The sequence below is a fragment of the Methylorubrum rhodesianum genome, assembly GCF_014199985.1.
GTDB lineage: Bacteria > Pseudomonadota > Alphaproteobacteria > Rhizobiales > Beijerinckiaceae > Methylobacterium > Methylobacterium rhodesianum.
The window spans coordinates 1-16,691 of sequence record NZ_JACHOS010000024.1 but is presented as its reverse complement, the minus strand read 5'-3'; the positions used below and the strand labels follow the sequence as shown (position 1 = coordinate 16,691).

The following is a 16,691-nucleotide window of genomic DNA, read 5'->3' as shown; positions in this document are numbered from 1 at the left end:
CTGTCACTCCGCCGCGACCGGCTGCGGCACGATCCGCTTCCCGCGCCGGCGCGCCACCACCTCCGGCACGCATTGGCCGGGATCGTGGATGATCGTGACGCAATCCATGCACTGGAAGCACTCGGGATAGTCGACCCGTCCGGAAGGCCGGATCGCGCCGTAGCGGCAGCGCACCTTGCAGAGCTGGCACGGGCTGCCGCACTCGGCCCTGCGCGGAATCCAGTCGAGCAGCCGCAGGCGGCCGAGGACGGCGAGGCTCGCGCCGAGCGGGCACAGGTAGCGGCAGAACCCCTTGTAGACGAACAGGTTGAGCACGAGCAGGCCGAGGGCGTAGGCCACGAACGGCCAGGCGCGGACGAAGTACAGGGTGATCGCCGTCTTGAACGGCTCGGCCTCGGACAGGCTGTCGGCGAGCGGCGAGCCCAGGGCGGCGGCACCGAGGATGCCGGCGAGCAGGACGTACTTTACCTGCCGCAATGCACGGTCGAGCCTGGGCGGCACCGTGCGCGGCCGGATGCGCAGGGGCTTGGCCAGGAATGCGAAAAATTCCTGCAGCGCGCCGAACGGGCAGAGCCAGCCGCAGAAGGTGCCCCGGCCCCACACGACGAGCGTGGCGATCACGAAGGCCCAGAGCAGCAGCGAGGGCGGGTCGTACAGCAGGAAGGTGAGGTCGTGCGTCACGGTCGCGGCGCGCACGAGGCCGACGAGGGTGACGATGGAGAGCTGCGCCTGGGCGTACCAGCCGACGAAGAGAAGCGTGAACGCGAGGTAGGCGAGACGGAACAGGGGAAAGCGGCGGCGGTCGGCCACGAGGCCGCGCTGGTGCGCCAGCACCGGGAGCAGCCCGGCGAGCGCCAGCGCGATCACGCCGAGTTCGATGGCGCGCGCGCGCCACGGATCGGTCCAGCTCGGACCCGCCTCCGCCGCCTCGCGGATGAAGAGAGCGGCGGGAAGCGCGTAGTCGGCGGAGAACTCACGCGCGATGCGTTCCGGAAAGATCTGGCCGCGCTCGCGCACGATCTTCGCGCTCAATGTCCAAGGCGCGGAGGGATCGAAGCCCGCCGCGCCTGCGATCCGCAGGATCGTCCAGGGCCCGTCCGGCAGGCCGGGGGCGGCTCCGCGCCGCTCGATCGCCATGTCGCGGGCGTTCACGGCGAGGCCCCCCTGCGTCACCGTCAGCCGGTCGGGTATCGAGCCGAGCACGAACTCGTCGCCGAGGGGGTTCTCGGGGCCGTGGCTCACCACCAGCACTGCGTGATCGCCGGGCCCGAGCTCGCGGGTCAGGGCGGCGAACCGCTCCGGTCCGAGCAGGGTCCGGCCGATCGCCGGCACGTTGAGATAGGCGAAGGTCAGCTCGACCAGCGGCGCCTCGGCCGGGCCGTCACCGGCGACCGTCACGCCCGCATCGCGGAAGGCCGCCTCGGCCCGCCCGTGGGTGACGGTCAGGCGCCGGAGCCAGCCCCGCGCGGCCAGTTCGGTCACCGTCGGGGCGTCCCCGGTCTCGGGCCGTGCCTCGACCCTCAGACCGAGATTGGCGGCCCCGAACCCGAGCTTCGCCCGCGCCACCGCGAGGGAGGCGGCGAGGATCGATTCGTTGATCACCCGCGTCGAGGCGGTGGCCATCGAGATGCCGTCGACCGTGGTCTGCGGCGCGGCGCCCGAGCCGCGGGCGTTCGGGCGCCCGACCCGGATCGGCTGACGGGCCGACAGGCCGACATACTGCTCGACGAAGGCGAAGAGCGGCTCCGAGCCGAGCCCCTCCAGAAAGACCGGCTCGTGGTGGGCGATCACCTTCACGTCGCGGAAGGTCCCGTCGGGCGCGAGTGCGATCAGGAGGTCGGGGGGCGTGCCGCCGAAGCCCGGGATCGGCGCGAGGTCGATCGACTCGAAGGCGTAGGCAAAGACCTCGTAGCTGCCGGCCTCCTGCTTCAGGATCGGCCAGACCGGCAGCGTCGCGTCGCGCTCGCCGACCACGAGGGGGGCGGGGAAGTGGCGTTCCATCGCGGCCCGGTCGAGGCTGCCCGCCGCGGCGAGCGGGGCGGCCAGGACCAGGGCCAGCAGCGCGAGCAGGGCCGACCGCAGGGCGTTCGATGCGGTGCGGCCGCGTCCGACCCGCGTCACGGGGCGGCGCCCGCCGAGCGCTCGGACGTGCCGGAAGCGGGGCGCACGGCGACCCCCCAGGGGAAGCGGCCGACCTTGACGCTGCGGATCGGCCGCTGGGTCGCCACGTCGATCACGGTGACGTCGCCGGACACGCCATTGGTGGTGAAGAGCCGCGTCTCGTCGGGCGTCATGGCGAGCTGCCAGACCCGGCGACCGACGAGGATGTAGTTGAGCACCTTGTAGGTCTTGGCGTCGATCACCGCGACCCGGTCGGAGGGGCCGAGCGCAACGAAGGCCAAGCGCCCGTCCCCGGTCAGGGTGATGCCCACCGGCTGAAGCCGGTCGGCGGCAATGCCCTTCACCGCGAATTCGATGGTCTCGACCACCTTGCGGGTGGCGGCGTCGATCACCGCGACCGTGCCGCCGATCTCGGAGGAGGCCCACAGCATCCGCCCGTCCGCGGAGAAGGCGGCGGCGCGCGGGCGCTGGCCCACCGGCGTCGCGTCGATGGCCCTGAGCGTCGGGACGTCGATCCAGTGGACCATGTTGGTGGTCTCGGAGGTCGTGACCGCGGTCTTCCCGTCCGGGCTCACCGCCATGCCCTCGGGCTCGATGCCGACATCGATCTGCGCCAGCACCTTGCGGGTCTGCGCATCCACCACGGTGGTGGTGGCGTTCTCCTCGTTGGCGATGAACAGGGTGCGGTCGTCGGGGGCCAGCGCGAACTGCTCCGGATCCTCTCCGGAGGGCAGGTTGTGGCGCAACGCGCCCGTATCGGGGTCGATCACCTGCACCGCGTCGGAATCGCTGGCGCAGACGTAGAGCGTGCGGCCGTCGCGGGAGAAGGTGAGCCCGCGCGGGCGGCGGCCGACGGGGAAGCTGCGCGTGACCTCGAGGGTGGCCCCGTCGATCACCGAGACGGTGTTGTCGCGCTCGTTCGAGACGAAGATCTCTTCCGCCGCGGCCGAGCCTGCGAGCCCGAGCAGGCCGGCGCAGAGGAGGAGGCGGAGGGTCGCGGCGCGGCTCATGAGGCGGATCCCGTTCTCGTCGGCGGCTCGGCGGTTGGGGCCCGCATCAGCCCGGCTTCCGAAAAGCCCGGCACGCGCTCTCCGGCTCGTCGGGGCCGAGCGTGTCGAGTTCGGTGCGGTGGTGCTGGAAGCCCTCGATCGGGGCGGTGGCGGTCACCGCGCCCGGCCAGAGCAGGAAGACCGGCTGGCGCAATTGCCCGTCCCAGGCGCGGAAGCTCAAGGGGCGCCCCTTGAAGCCGCCGACCTCGAAGCGCGGCGACAGTACGAGCCTCGCCACGGTGTCGGGATCGGTGCTGCGCGCCTGCACCGCCGCTTCGCCGAGCGCGTGCACCGCCATCCAGCCGGCATAGTCGATCGGCCGCATCGCCCGTCCGGCGAGGCGGCGGAACCGGGTCTGGAGCTGCACCGCCGCCCAGGCCTCGACCGGGCGCCCCCAGGCCGCCGGGGTGAGCCCCTGCGTGCCGACCACGGGCCGGGCCGCGGCGGTGTTGTAGACGAGGTTCGCCCCGAACGCCCCGGCCTCGTCGGCGACCGCGACCACGTCGTGCTCGGGGCCGCGGGTGGGCAGCACGAACTCGCGGAGCGCCGTGTCGCGGGTGTCGCCGCCCTGCGGATCGTAGCGGGATTCGGCCACGATCCGCGCGCCGAATTTTTTGGCGCTCTTCTTGACCGCCTCGGCATAGAGCGCATCCGCCGGGGCCGGGCCGGAGAGCAGCAGGATGCGGGTCCAGCGCTTGTAGGCGAGGAACTGCACCAGCGCGTCGGCGAGCATCGCCCGCGAGGGCAGGACGTGAAGCAGGCGCGGCCGGCAATCGGCCTCGCGCAGGCGCGAATCCGGCGCGCCGACATTGAGGAACACGGTGCCCTTGGCCTCGGGCATGTCGGCGAGCGCCAGCACGTCCTCGGCGGGTGCGTTCAGCACGACGAAGCGCGGCCTCTCGCCGAGTGCGCGAAACGCCGCGCGGATGTCCTCGCCGGCGGCGACGACACGACTGTCGAGGGTGAAGTCCAGGGAGACGAAGCGGCCGGTGGCGTTCGAATCCTTGAGGCCGAGTTCGGCGCCCTTCAGCCCCTCGTCGTCGGGGATCGGATCCTCGTTGTTGAGGGGCGTGGGCCGCTCGACGCGCCGCTCGAGGTAGTGGATCGCCAGCGGCTCGGCCCGCGCCGGCGACAGCAGCGCAAGCCACAGCAGGCCGTGCAGGCTCAGCCCGACGCCGCACGCCTTGCGCCGCGGCATCGCCCGGAGAGGGCCGCCCTGCCGTTTCCCGAGCCGCGCCAGCATCGCGCCCTGCTCGCCTCCCGATTGTTGTTGGAGCCGAGGATACGTTCGATCGAGGGGCCCCCGGTATTGGACCAAGGTCTCCCCCTCACCTCCTCCTTCACCTCCCCAGCGCCCCCGTACCAAAGCACAATGGGTTCGGCCGGGCGCGCTTGCTAACCGTCCTCTCAAGAATGGGAGGAATGAAAATGAAGGCTGCACCCCTCAAGGGCGGGCTCCTCGCCGTCGGGCTCGTCCTGTCCGTGTCCGCCGCCTTCGGCCATGGCGACGTGCAGCCGCAGCCCGTGGACACGACCGGCCTGGCGCCGCTGGGCGACGCGTGGCGCGAGGAGAATCCCTATCGCGGCGACGCCAAGGCGATCGCCATCGGCGATTCCGGCTTCAATCAGAACTGCGCCCGCTGCCACGGCCTGCAGGTCATCTCGGGCGGGCTGGCGCCGGACCTGCGCTACCTGCCCCTCGGCAAGGAGGGTGACGAGTACTTCGTGGAGCGCGTCCGCCACGGCGCGACCACCAACGGCGTGATGAAGATGCCGGCCTTCGAGGGCGTGCTGTCGCAGGAGGCCCTGTGGGCGATCCGCACCTACATCGAAGCCAAGCACGAGGAGTAGGAAGGCCGCCCATGCGCGCCCTCCCCCGCCGCCGCGCCGTCGCCCGCGCCCTCCTCGCCTGCCTCGTCGCCGCCGGGGTGATCACCGGCAGGCCCGCCGCCGCGCGCCCGCTCGACGAGGTGACGGCCTCGGGCGTCCTGCGCGTGGCGATCTACGACGACAACCGCCCCTTCTCCGAAGCGGGGACAGCGGGTCCGCGCGGCATCGACGCGGATCTCGCCCGGGCCATCGCCGAGCGGCTCAAGCTCAAGCTCGACCTGCGGGTGGTGGATGCCGGCGAGAACGTGGACGGCGACTTCCGGCTGAATCTGTGGCGCGGCGACCTCGCCGGTACCCCGCTCGCCGACCTGATGTTGCACGTGCCCCACGACCGCATCCTCGCCACCCGCAACGAGCAGATCTTCCTGACCAATCCCTATTTCGAGCAGCGCCTCGCCTTCGCCTATCATCGCGGCCGGATCGAGGGGTTCGAGGGGGTGCGCGATCTGGAGGGCCACGCCGTCGCGGTCGAGGGCACGAGCGCTTCCGACAGCCTGCTGATGAACGCCGAGGGCGGTCGCTTCCGCGGCACCATCCGGCATTTCCGCAGCTTCGACGAGGCGGCCAAGGCCTATCTCGCGGGCGAGACCCCGATCCTGGCCGGCACCCGCGCGGGCATCGAGGCGGCGCTCAAGGCGGCCGGCGCCGCGGGAGAGGACAATCCCGTGGTCGAGATGCCGATTCCGGGCCTCGTGCGGACACGCTGGGAGATCGGCGGCGCAGTGCGCAGCGATTCCCGCGACCTCGCCTACGCGGTGGGCGACGCGCTCTCCGCCCTGGCCCAGGAGGGCCGCCTCAAGGCGATCTGCGCGGCCTACGGCGTCACGTATACGCCGCCGCAGGGGTATTGAGCGGCGGGAGAAGGGCAGAGCCATTCTCCCCGTCGTCATTCCGGGGCCGCGCAGCGGAACCCGGAATCCACCGATGATGCGCCGCTGACGCAGGGGGCGGTGCCCCGTCATGGATTCCGGGTTCGCTTGTCAGCGCCCCGGAATGACGGTTGTGATGAACCAACGAGCCTCAACCCAAGTCCGGCGCCCTGGACTCGCCTCGATTTGCCTTGACAACGACATCCGCCGGCTGCTCTCTTGGCCATGGCTTGTGCAGCCTGCCGCTCGCGCCGCAAGGCTTGGTGAATGCACGCGTTCCCTGAACAGGTCTGACCTTCTGGGCGGTCCTTTCGGCAGTGCGAGCCCCGTTACGAGCGATCGCCCGGTTCAAGGATCGGACGCATGCAGAATCCTCGTGATCCCAAGGCGATGGCGAAAAGCCTTCGTCAGACGCTGGCCGAGCGCCGCGTCGACATCTCCCACAGCGACAGCCTGGAATGTGTCGCCCGCCAGTTGGGCTGGCGGGACTGGAATACGCTGGCCGCGCAACTCGACCGGCCTGCCCTGACCCTGCCGGAGGGGTGGACCGCCGGCGGCACGCACCGGGACGATTACGAGATGGGCGTCGATCCCGCAGAGGGGTGTGCGCTCATTCGCTATCGGATCGCGCTGATCGAGCCGATGCCGGCCAACCTGAGATCGGGTTACGGTGCGCTGGAGCAGAACTTCCGGGCCGAAGACTACCGCGGCAAGCGTCTGGAACTCAGCGCGCAGCTCAAGGCGCACGAGGTCACGGGGGCTGCCGCGCTCTGGATGCGTATCGACGGCGAACGGGGCCGCATGCTGGCCTTCGACACCATGGATGGCCGCACCAGCGAGGGCCCCCTCGTCGGCACGGTCGGTTGGCAGGAACGGTCCATCGTGATGGACGTGCCGCCCGAGGCGCAGTCGATCCACTTCGGGTTCTTCCTGAGAGGGAGCGGCAGCGCCTGGGCCCGGCGCTTCCGGTTCACGGAAGTGGACGCGTCGAGACCCGTGACGGATCACGCCGTGCCGCGGCGGTCGGCGCCGACGAACCTCGACTTCGCGGCCGTGGCGTGAAGTCGGAGGGCCTCGGCGATCGAGATTCGCCGGGGCCTTCACGGTGCCTTCGTCGAGGCGCCCCGAGGAACGGATCGCCTGAAGACGCCAGTGCTCGCTCATCAGAGATTTTCAGACGGGGTGCCGAACCTCAACTCCGGTTTCCTCAACTCTTTCTTCGCTGATCGAGCCGACGGCGCCCGAATTCGCTTTGCTTCGGAGGTCCCGGCCGGGCCGTCGCAGCCCGCATTCGACCAAAGGCGAATAAGACTCTCCTGAGAAGCACTCTAGGCTCCGGTTCCAAGGGGTAGTCGCTCGATCCGACCGGATGGTGAACCCCGCGGGCCACGGAAAACCGGGTCCGGCACCACGGAGGACATGCCATGAGAGTGCGGAACCAGTTCCTGACGGCGGTGGGGCTCGCCGCCCTCAGTGTCGGCCTCGCCCTTCCCGCAATCGCCGAAGTGACCGAGCAGGACATCCTCAACGACGCCAAGACGCCCGGCGACGTCGTCACCTACGGCCTCGGCCCGCAGGCGCAGCGCTTCAGCCCGATCAAGACGCTCAACCGTGACAACATCAAGGGCCTCGTCCCGGCCTGGTCGTTCTCCTTCGGCGGCGAGAAGCAGCGCGGCCAGGAGAGCCAAGCGCTCGTCAAGGACGGCGTGCTCTACGTCACCGGCTCCTACTCGCGCCTCTACGCCGTCGATGCCCGCACCGGCGAGAAGAAGTGGGAGTACAACGCCCGCCTGCCCGAGGGCATCCTGCCCTGCTGCGACGTGGTGAACCGCGGCGCCGCCCTCTACAAGGACAAGGTCTATTTCGGCACGCTCGACGCCAAGCTCGTCGCGCTCGACCAGAAGACCGGCAAGGTCGTCTGGCGCAAGGACATCGACGACTTCAAGTCCGGCTACAGCTACACCGCCGCGCCGATGATCGTGAAGGGCAAGATCATCACCGGCGTGTCGGGCGGCGAGTTCGGCGTGGTCGGCCGCGTCGAGGCGCGCGATGCCGAGACCGGCGAGATCGTGTGGAAGCGCCCCGTCATCGAGGGGCATATGGGCGAGCTGAACGGCAAGCCCTCGACCATGACCGGCAAGGTCAACGAGACCTGGCCCGGCGATACCTGGAAGTTCGGCGGTGGCGCTACCTGGCTCGGCGGTACCTACGACCCGGAACTGAACCTGATCTATTTCGGCACCGGCAATCCGGGTCCGTGGAACTCGGCCCTGCGCCCGGGTGACAACAAGTGGTCGGCCTCGCGGCTCGCCATCAACCCCGACAACGGCGAGATCGTGTGGGGCTTCCAGACCACGCCGCATGACGGCTGGGACTACGACGGCGTCAACGAGTTCGTGCCCTTCGACATGCAGAAGGACGGCAAGACCGTGAAGGCCGGCGCCACCGCCGACCGCAACGGCTTCTTCTACGTCCTCGACCGGACCAACGGGAAGTTCATGTCGGCCACGCCGTTCGTGTCCAACATCAACTGGGCCAAGGGCATCGATGAGAACGGTCGCCCGATCTACGACGATGCCAACCGCCCCGGCGATCCGGCCAAGTCCGAGGACGGCAAGAAGGGCAAGTCGGTCTACGCGACGCCGGGCTTCCTCGGCGGCAAGAACTGGAACCCGATCGCCTACAGCCCCGACACCCGGCTGTTCTACGTCCCCTCCAACGAGTGGGGCATGGACATCTGGAACGAGCCGGTGAACTACAAGAAGGGCGCCGCCTATCTCGGCGCGGGCTTCACCATCAAGCCGACCTTCGACACCCATATCGGCTCGCTGAAGGCGATCGATCCGGCGACCAAGAAGGTCGTGTGGGAGTACAAGAACAAGGCCCCGCTCTGGGCCGGCGTGCTCACCACCGCGGGCAACCTCGTCTTCACCGGCACGCCCGAGGGCTTCCTGAAGGCCTTCGACGCCAAGACCGGCGAGGAAGTCTGGAAGTTCCAGGTCGGCACCGGCGTCGTCGCCTCGCCCATCACCTGGGAGCAGGACGGCGAGCAGTGGATCGGCGTCGCGGCCGGTTGGGGCGGCGCGGTGCCGCTGTGGGGCGGCGAGGTCGCCAAGACCACCGCCGGCATCAACCAGGGCGGAAGCTTCTGGGCCTTCCGCCTGCCCAAGACCGTCGCTGCACGCTGAGGCGACGTCGATCAGGGGATCCCAAAGGGATCATCCCTTTGGCGGGGCGCCGGGGTGGAACCCCGGCTGCCCTTCAACCAGGGCTCTGCCCTGGACCCGCGAAAGGACTCGTCCTTTCGAAACCTGAATCCTCGGTCGCGCTGAGATGCGCGACGAGGTGCTCGACCAGTTGACGGGCGTGCGGTGGGAGCGCCGCGAAGCTGCGGGCGCAGAGGCTCAGGCGGCGTAGCGCCCAGGGCTCGTCGATCGCGATCGCGCGGATCGCCAGCGTCTCGGCCGCGCGCCGCGCCGCCGCCTCGGGCACGATCGCCACGCCGACGCCGCGCTCGACCATGCGGCAGACCGCGTCGAGACCGTTGAGGCGGACCCGGAGCTTGAACGGCCGGCCTGCGCGGGCGGCGTGGGTCGCCAGATGCGCCTGCAGCGCCCGGCCATGGCCGAGGCCGACCAGGGGCTCGTCCAGCACCTCCCGGAACGCGACCCCGCTGCGCCGGGCCAGGGCGTGCCCCGCCGGCACCACGAGCACGATCCGATCGAGGTGGAGCGGCACGGTTTCGAGCGCACCGAGATCGGTCGTGTCGGCAACGATGCCGATATCGGCCAGCCCTCCGGCCAGGGCATCGACGGTCTCGCGACTGGTGCGCTCCTCCAGATCTATGTCGACGCTCGGATACGCGGCGAGGAAGCCGGACAGCGCGTCGGGCAGGAAGGCGGCGACCGCCGCGGTGATCGACAGCAGCCGGACATGGCCGCGCAGGCCGTGGGCGTACTGGCCGAGTTCGCCGCGCATCTGCTCGAGCTGGCCGATCACCAGCCGGGCGTGATGCGTCACCGCGAGCCCCGCCGGCGTCGGGCGCACGCCGCGGGCGTGGCGCTCCAGCAGCGGCACGCCGCCATCCGCCTCCATGCCGCGGATCCGCTCGCTCGCCGAGGCGAGCGCCAGCCCCGCGCGCTCGGCGCCCCGGGTGATGCTCTCCGCCTCGACGACGTGGAGGAACAGACGCAGGTCGGTCAGGTCGAAGCGCATGGCGGCATCGTCGGCGGACGGGCTCCTGTCGGCAAGGGTCTTCTGTCGGCAAAGGCTTCGTCTCAGCCGAAGGCTGGCACGGGCCAGTTCCGCATTGTCGCGCGCGCTCAGGCTGTCACATTCGGCCCATGGCATGGGACGCACGAACCAGGACCCGCCCGGGCGACGCCCGGCTCGAGACGGTCGCCCTCCTCCTCGCGGCTTTGACGGCCGTGGTCGCCATCGCCCGCTCCGACGGCGCTGCGCGGGAGCACGACAGGCCGTCGGCAACCCCGCGCCCGGTCTCCGCCGCCGCGCCCGTCGCGGCGCCGGCGCAGGTTGACGAGGCGGAGGCCGCCCGGCAGGCGATCCTGCGCGACATGCTGCTCCACGATTGACCCGCGCCCTCCCCTCATCCGTACAGGCCCATGTCCTTTTCCATGGATCCCCTCTCCCTTGCCGTGGCGGCGTCGGCCTTCCTGCTCGCCGGCTTCGTCAAGGGCATGGTCGGGCTCGGTCTGCCCCCCGTCGCCATGGGCCTGCTCAGCCTCGTCATGGCGCCGGTCCAGGCCGCGGCCCTGCTGGTCGTGCCCGCCTTCGTTACCAATGTCTGGCAACTCGCCGCGGGCCCGCGCTTCGGCACGCTGCTGCGCCGGCTCTGGCCGATGCTGGCGGCGAGCGTGGTCGGCACCCTGGTCGCGGCGGGGATCCTGCACGGGAACTACGGCGCCGAGGCCACCGTCTTCCTCGGCCTGGCCCTGATCGCCTACGCCGTGGTCGGGCTGGCCGCCCTGCGGCTTCACGTTCCGCCGGCGGCGGAGCGCTGGCTCGGGCCGCTCGTCGGCGCCGCGACCGGGCTGGTGACGGCGGCGACCGCCGTCTCCTCCTTCCCCTCCGCGCCCTATCTCGGCGCGCTCGGGCTGACCAAGGACGACCTGATCCAGGCGCTCGGGCTTTCCTTCACCGTCTCCACCGTGGCGCTGGCCGTCGCCCTGGCCGGCGGCGGCGCGCTCTCGCTCGGCGTCGCCGGCACGTCCCTCATCGCCCTCGTGCCGGCCCTGCTCGGGATGGCGCTGGGCGGCTGGGTCCGGGGCCGGGTGAGCGAGCGGGTGTTCCGGCGCTGCTTCTTCGTCGGCCTGCTGGGCCTCGGGCTGCACCTGGTTCTGCGGCCGCTGTTCTGAAGCAAGCGCCCTACGGCTCGACCTTCCTGAGCATCAGGGGCGCGCCGATCTCCGGGTCGCGCCGCCAGCGGCCCTCCCCGATCGCGACGAGGTTCACCGCGTGGCCGCGCCGGGCCTTCAGCGTCAGGTGGCCGTTGGCGAAGCGCCAGCTCACCGGATCGAACACCGTGATGCCGCTGTCGCGGCAATCCGGCAGCACCCGCACCGGAGCCGTGTCCTTCCCGGCCTCGAGGGACAGCGCGAATTCGAGGCGGCAGAGGTCCTTCTGCTCGGCGCGGTCGAGGGCGTAGAGGCCGGGGGCCGGGCCCGGAGCCGGCGGCTCGTTCGGCTTCTCCGTCGCGGCGGCCGGGGAAGGATCGCCCTGCGCCGCGGCGGCGGTGGCCGTGCCGGGGGCGGCGGGCGGCTGCATCGCCGCGATCTGCAGCGGCACGAGGTTGTAGTGCTCGCCGTTCTCCGCCGTGGCGCCGAGGCTCATCCCGTCAGGGCTTCGGGCGAAGGCCAGCACCGGCCGCAGGTTCCGGTCCACGAGGCGCAGCCCCTCGTCGGTGAACAGCCAGCCGCCGATGCCGGCCAGGAGCGGCAGGGCCCGGCGGCAGCCGGCGGGAAAACGTGCCGCGCGCCCGCTCGGACCGGTCTCCATGGCGAGCGTCAGCACGCAGCGCCGCCGCCCGCCTTCGAGCGAGAGATCCCAGGTGCCCCCTGCGCCCGCCAGGGTGGTTGGCAAGGTCGTGGGCAAGGTCGTGCTCGAGGGCGCGAGCCCCGCCGGCGCTCCGCCGTTCTCCGCCGGTGCCGTCGCGGGCGGCTCCGGGACGGGCGGGCTCTCCTGCGCCGGGGCCGCGCTCGCCGCCAGCGCGGTCAGGGCCGCGGCCAAAGTTCCGGCGAAAATCCCGGCCCATGCCGTGCGCGTCATCGCCGGGCCTTTCATCGACGGCCCTTCCAGGGCGTTTCCGGCACCGGCGTCACCGGTCCCCCGCCGTCGAACCAGGAGAACAGATTGTCGGTGAGCAGCCGGCCCATCGCCGCACGGGTGTGGTGCGAGCCCGAGCCGACATGCGGCAGCAGCACCGTCTGATCGAGATCGATCAGCGCCTGCGGCACCTGCGGCTCGTTCTCGAACACGTCGAGACCCGCGCCGAGGATCGTCCCGGACTGGAGCGCTGCAATCAGCGCCGCCTCGTCGATGACGCTGCCGCGGGCGATGTTGACCACGATGCCGTCCGCCCCGAGCGCCGCCAGCACCCCGGCATCGACGATTCCGGTGGTGCCCGGCCCGCCGGGGGCGGCCACGATCAGCGTATCGACGGCCCGCGCCAATCCGAGAAGGCTGTCGTGGTAGGCGTAGGGCACGTCCCCCTGGGGCGTCCGGCCGTGATAGGCGATCGCGACCCCGAACCCTTCGAGGCGCCGGGCGATGGCCCGTCCGATCCGCCCGAGCCCGAGAATTCCGACCCGGCGCTCCCGCAGGCTCGTGGTGAGCGGGAAGCTCCCCTCCCGCCACCGCCCGGCGCGCAGGTAGCGGTCTGCCTGCGGGATCCGGCGGAGGGTGGCGAGCAGCAGGCCGAGCGCGAGGTCGGCCACCTCGTCGGAGAGCACGTCCGGCGTGTGGGTGACGACGATGCCGCGGCGCGCCGCCTCCGTGACGTCGATCGTGTCGTAGCCCACCCCGAAGCTCGCCACGATCTCCAGCCGGGGCAGCCGGTCGAACAGGGTGGCGTCGACCGGGCACATCGCGCCGACCGCGAGCGCCCGGATGCGCGGCCCCACCGCGTCGAGCAGCGCCTCGCGGTCGGGCGCCTCCTCGATACGGTGCAGGCGGAAGCGCTCGGCGAGCCGTCCGGCCACGTCGGGACGGGTCTGCCGGATCAGCAGGATCTCGGGCGTCTGGGATGGCACCGGCTCACGGCCTCCCGAAGGTCGATGGAGGAGCGGTCAACAAAGGTTGGATCGGGAGTAATGCCGCGCCGCGCCCCGGTCCAGCCGCGGCCGGCCGGCGGGGCGAGCCCGTGGCAGAAGTGTCATGCGTCCCGCATGTGCGCTGCCGCCCTTCCGAAATCGCCCGAGGAGCATTACACAGGAGCCTCTTCCGGATATTCCCCGCGATCCGGCCGCACGGTGTCTCGCGGCCCGATCGGGGCGTTTTCCGCGATGGAGCCTTCAACCCGTCAGAATAGTCGCATCATGACCGCGCCGCGCACCCTCTACGACAAGATCTGGGACGACCACGTCGTCGATGTTGGGCCGGATGGCTCTGCCCTCCTCTACATCGACCGCCACCTCGTGCACGAGGTGACGAGCCCCCAGGCGTTCGAGGGGCTTCGCGTCGCCGGCCGCAAGGTGCGCGCCCCGCACAAGACGCTGGCGGTGGTCGACCACAACGTCCAGACCTCCGACCGCTCCAAGGGCATCGAGGATCCCGAGAGCCGCACCCAGCTGGAGGCGCTCGCCGAGAACGTGCGCGACTTCGGCATCGAGTTCTACGACGCGCTCGACCGGCGCCAGGGCATCGTCCACATCATCGGACCGGAGCAGGGCTTCACCCTGCCCGGCCAGACGATCGTGTGCGGCGACTCCCACACCTCGACCCACGGCGCTTTCGGCGCGCTGGCCCACGGCATCGGCACCTCCGAGGTCGAGCACGTGCTCGCTACGCAGACGCTGATCCAGCGTAAGGCCAAGAACATGCGCGTCACCGTGGACGGCACTCTGCCGCCGGGCGTCAGCGCCAAGGACATCGTGCTCGCGATCATCGGCGAGATCGGCACTGCCGGCGGCACCGGACATGTCATCGAGTATGCCGGCGAGGCGATCCGCTCCATCTCGATGGAGGGCCGGATGACGATCTGCAACATGTCGATCGAGGGCGGCGCGCGCGCCGGCATGGTCGCGCCCGACGAGACGACCTACGCCTACGTCAAGGACCGCCCGAAGGCGCCCAAGGGCGCGGCGTTCGACGCCGCCCGCCGCTACTGGGAGAGCCTCGTCAGCGACGAGGGCGCGCATTTCGACCGCGAGATCCGGCTCGATGCGGCCAACCTTCCCCCGCTGGTCTCCTGGGGCACGAGCCCGGAGGACATCGTCTCGATTCTCGGCACCGTGCCCGACCCGGCGCAGATCGCCGACGAGAACAAGCGCCAGTCCAAGGAGAAGGCGCTGGCCTATATGGGCCTGACGCCGGGCATGCGGATGACCGACATCACCCTCGACCGGGTGTTCATCGGCTCCTGCACCAACGGCCGGATCGAGGATCTGCGGATCGTCGCCCGGATGGTCGAGGGCCGCAAGGTCCATGAGGGCGTCTCGGCGATGGTCGTGCCGGGCTCCGGCCTCGTGAAGGCGCAGGCGGAAGCCGAGGGGATCGACCGCATCCTGAAGGATGCGGGCTTCGACTGGCGCGAGCCCGGCTGCTCGATGTGCCTGGGCATGAACCCGGACAAGCTGCGGCCCGGCGAGCGCTGCGCCTCGACCTCGAACCGCAACTTCGAGGGCCGCCAGGGCCCGCGCGGCCGCACCCACCTCGTCTCCCCGGCGATGGCCGCCGCCGCCGCGGTGGCTGGACGCTTCGTCGACATCCGCGAGTGGCGCGGCTGAGGCGATCGCGCCTGATCCGCGGCACGGGCATGTTGCGCCCGCGCCGCGCGACCAGCCCGCTTCGGGATTTTTGGCGGGCGGCGGCGAAACAGCGATTGACGCCTTGGCCGCCGCCCCCTAAACGAACCCCATCGCCAGCCGGAAACGGCCCGGCGCCCAGGTGGCGGAATTGGTAGACGCGCTGGTTTCAGGTACCAGTCTCGCAAGAGGTGAAGGTTCGAGTCCTTTCCTGGGCACCAATTGATCTCCGAATAGGTGAGATCGTTGGTCTTCTAAAGTTTCCATCCCGTACCTTTTCGAAAGGTGCGGGATTTTTCTTGTTCTATAGAATTGTTTCGATCCGGTGTCCTGATGGGGTGCGTCCCGTGCCGCATGGCTGCGGATGACGGGCGTTCAGCTCGAAAATGAGCCGAAACCCTCGAAATCGCTCGTCGGCGCGATCCGTTTGACGGGCGAGCACGACGGCCCGTGCGGCGTGTGGGTGGCGGTCTCGACGGGCCGTGATGGCGCCCGTCCCGTAACGCCCATCGCGGAGGCCGTTTCGCCGCTACGCTTGCGTCGATTGAGCATAGCACGGCCGTTCGACTTGTTGAGGTCGCGCATGTGACTGCCTTGTTGGCGAGTGATTGTTGAAGAATTGCGCAGTGAACGCGCGCTCCGTGCTCATGTTCCGGGCATCCGCGCGACGAGAAGCCGGAGGCGCCGGGATCGCTGGCCCGACGCGACGGGGAACGCGGTCGGCGACGTCCCCAGCGACCGGATCGCCTCCCTCCGACGCGGGGCCGTGGATGGAGGGCGTCGAAGGGGCGGGCTGCGAGTGCGCTCGCTCGGGTGCGACGGAACATGCACTGGCGCCTGACGCCGGCGCAATCCCTTCGCAGCGGCATCGGGATGAGGCCGTCGGGCACCGCGGCGACCCGCTCGGACCGCGCGCTCTCCCCCATCAGCGGGGAGCGCTTATCGCCGGCCGGTCACCGCGGCGACGCCTCACGGTCGCTTGTGGATCGGATCGATCCAGTGGACGGTCTCGGGCCGCTCGGCCGCCTCGACGTCGGGCAGGTTGACCACCACCGCCTCGTTGTCGGAGCGTACCAGCACGCAGTGCAGGGGCTCGTCGGTCGAGGCGTTGATCTCCTGGTGCGGGACGTAAGGCGGCACGAAGATGAAGTCGCCGGGCCCCGCCTCGGCGACGTATTCGAGGCGTTCGCCCCAGCGCATCCGGGCGCGGCCGGAGACGATGTAGATCACGCTCTCAAGGGCGCCGTGGTGATGGACGCCGGTCTTCGCGTCGGGCTCGATCGCCACCGTGCCCGCCCAGATTTTCTGGGCACCCACACGGGCGGCATTGACCGCCGCCTGCCGGAACATGCCGGGCGTCTGGGCGGTGTTGGGGTCGAGCCGGTCGCCGGGAATCACCCGCACCCCGTCGTGCTTCCAACGCCCGGCCGCTTCCCCGTCGTGATCGTGGGCCTCAGGGGGATGGATGTGGCCGTCGCCGGTGTCGTGCATGTCGATCGAACTCCGCGGACGCGATCATCGCATGGCGGCGCGTCGTTCGGAAAACCCCGGATCGATAGCGGCACGAAAAAAGGGCCGGCATCGCGCCGGCCCTTCGCTTCGATCGTTCGAGGCAGGCGCACGAGCGAGGCCCGTGCGCCGAATCTCAAAAAAGATCAGTCGTTGATGGCGGCGACGACGCCGGCGCCGACGGTGCGGCCGCCCTCGCGGATGGCGAAGCGCAGCTTCTCTTCCATGGCCACCGGCACGATCAGCACCACGTCCATGGTCACGTTGTCGCC

Annotated in this window: 16 protein-coding genes and 1 tRNA gene; 8 read left to right on the top strand and 9 right to left on the bottom strand. The window is 70.7% G+C overall.

Going from position 1 to position 16,691, the window contains the following annotated elements:
- Positions 1–3: 3 nt before the first annotated feature.
- Genes HNR01_RS24995 through pedA1 form a run of 3 tightly spaced genes read right to left on the bottom strand, consistent with a single transcriptional unit; the run spans position 4 to position 4,413 of the window.
- Positions 4–2,121 (bottom strand): 4Fe-4S binding protein, encoded by a 2,118-nt coding sequence (locus HNR01_RS24995; protein ID WP_183670475.1) that lies wholly within the window; start codon positions 2,119–2,121, stop codon positions 4–6.
- Positions 2,118–3,131: a YVTN family beta-propeller repeat protein gene (locus HNR01_RS24990; protein ID WP_183670473.1), complete on the bottom strand. Its 1,014-nt coding sequence runs from the start codon at positions 3,129–3,131 to the stop codon at positions 2,118–2,120. The genes HNR01_RS24995 and HNR01_RS24990 overlap by 4 nt, the downstream gene beginning before the upstream one ends.
- 46 nt (positions 3,132–3,177) lie before the next feature.
- Entirely contained in the window at positions 3,178–4,413 is a 1,236-nt protein-coding gene (pedA1, locus tag HNR01_RS24985) for a lanthanide ABC transporter ABC transporter substrate-binding protein PedA1 (RefSeq protein WP_183670471.1), read from the bottom strand.
- Positions 4,414–4,598: 185 nt separating this feature from the next.
- Here pedA1 and pedF point away from each other — a divergent pair, with 185 nt between their 5' ends.
- The 4 genes from pedF to exaF all read left to right on the top strand — a co-directional run bounded on the left by pedF (position 4,599) and on the right by exaF (position 9,117).
- Positions 4,599–5,021, top strand: a complete 423-nt coding sequence (gene pedF, locus HNR01_RS24980; protein WP_017483748.1) for a cytochrome c-550 PedF — start codon at positions 4,599–4,601, stop codon at positions 5,019–5,021.
- 11 nt (positions 5,022–5,032) lie between these two features.
- Entirely contained in the window at positions 5,033–5,911 is an 879-nt protein-coding gene (locus HNR01_RS24975; protein WP_183670469.1) for a substrate-binding periplasmic protein, read from the top strand.
- A 381-nt stretch (positions 5,912–6,292) separates the two neighbouring features.
- Positions 6,293–6,991, top strand: a complete 699-nt coding sequence (locus tag HNR01_RS24970; protein ID WP_183670467.1) for a glyoxalase superfamily protein — start codon at positions 6,293–6,295, stop codon at positions 6,989–6,991.
- Positions 6,992–7,353: 362 nt separating this feature from the next.
- Positions 7,354–9,117, top strand: coding sequence for a lanthanide-dependent ethanol dehydrogenase ExaF (gene exaF, locus HNR01_RS24965; protein WP_183670465.1), 1,764 nt, complete (start codon positions 7,354–7,356; stop codon positions 9,115–9,117).
- Between the two features lie 73 nt (positions 9,118–9,190).
- Here exaF and HNR01_RS24960 read toward each other — a convergent pair whose 3' ends face one another.
- Entirely contained in the window at positions 9,191–10,144 is a 954-nt protein-coding gene (locus tag HNR01_RS24960) for a LysR family transcriptional regulator (protein ID WP_183670463.1), read from the bottom strand.
- A 128-nt stretch (positions 10,145–10,272) separates the two neighbouring features.
- Between HNR01_RS24960 and HNR01_RS24955 the strand changes: the two genes are divergently transcribed.
- Entirely contained in the window at positions 10,273–10,521 is a 249-nt protein-coding gene (locus HNR01_RS24955) for a hypothetical protein (RefSeq protein WP_183670461.1), read from the top strand.
- A gap of 30 nt (positions 10,522–10,551) precedes the next feature.
- Positions 10,552–11,304 (top strand): sulfite exporter TauE/SafE family protein, encoded by a 753-nt coding sequence (locus HNR01_RS24950; RefSeq protein ID WP_017483743.1) that lies wholly within the window; start codon positions 10,552–10,554, stop codon positions 11,302–11,304.
- A gap of 10 nt (positions 11,305–11,314) precedes the next feature.
- On the opposite strand, the gene HNR01_RS24945 is transcribed toward HNR01_RS24950, so the two are convergent.
- Both HNR01_RS24945 and HNR01_RS24940 read right to left on the bottom strand, forming a co-directional pair.
- Positions 11,315–12,229 (bottom strand): AprI/Inh family metalloprotease inhibitor, encoded by a 915-nt coding sequence (locus HNR01_RS24945; RefSeq protein WP_183670459.1) that lies wholly within the window; start codon positions 12,227–12,229, stop codon positions 11,315–11,317.
- Complete coding sequence (locus HNR01_RS24940; protein WP_183670456.1) at positions 12,226–13,197, bottom strand: 2-hydroxyacid dehydrogenase; 972 nt, start codon at positions 13,195–13,197, stop codon at positions 12,226–12,228. The genes HNR01_RS24945 and HNR01_RS24940 overlap by 4 nt, the downstream gene beginning before the upstream one ends.
- A gap of 285 nt (positions 13,198–13,482) precedes the next feature.
- On the opposite strand from HNR01_RS24940, the gene leuC reads away from it, so the two are divergent.
- Together leuC and HNR01_RS24930 are read left to right on the top strand one after the other, a co-directional pair.
- On the top strand, positions 13,483–14,892 hold the full coding sequence (gene leuC, locus HNR01_RS24935; protein ID WP_183670454.1) for a 3-isopropylmalate dehydratase large subunit: 1,410 nt from the start codon (positions 13,483–13,485) through the stop codon (positions 14,890–14,892).
- Positions 14,893–15,046: 154 nt separating this feature from the next.
- Positions 15,047–15,131: transfer RNA gene (locus HNR01_RS24930), tRNA-Leu, on the top strand.
- Between the two features lie 154 nt (positions 15,132–15,285).
- On the opposite strand, the gene HNR01_RS24925 is transcribed toward HNR01_RS24930, so the two are convergent.
- The 3 genes from HNR01_RS24925 to HNR01_RS24915 form a co-directional block, all read right to left on the bottom strand.
- Positions 15,286–15,495, bottom strand: a complete 210-nt coding sequence (locus HNR01_RS24925) for a hypothetical protein (RefSeq protein WP_183670452.1) — start codon at positions 15,493–15,495, stop codon at positions 15,286–15,288.
- A gap of 384 nt (positions 15,496–15,879) precedes the next feature.
- Positions 15,880–16,401, bottom strand: coding sequence for a cupin domain-containing protein (locus tag HNR01_RS24920; protein ID WP_183670451.1), 522 nt, complete (start codon positions 16,399–16,401; stop codon positions 15,880–15,882).
- Between the two features lie 164 nt (positions 16,402–16,565).
- Positions 16,566–16,691, bottom strand: a 126-nt coding sequence (locus HNR01_RS24915; RefSeq protein WP_446685698.1) for an EF-Tu C-terminal domain-related protein, incomplete at its 5' end; no start/stop codon positions are given.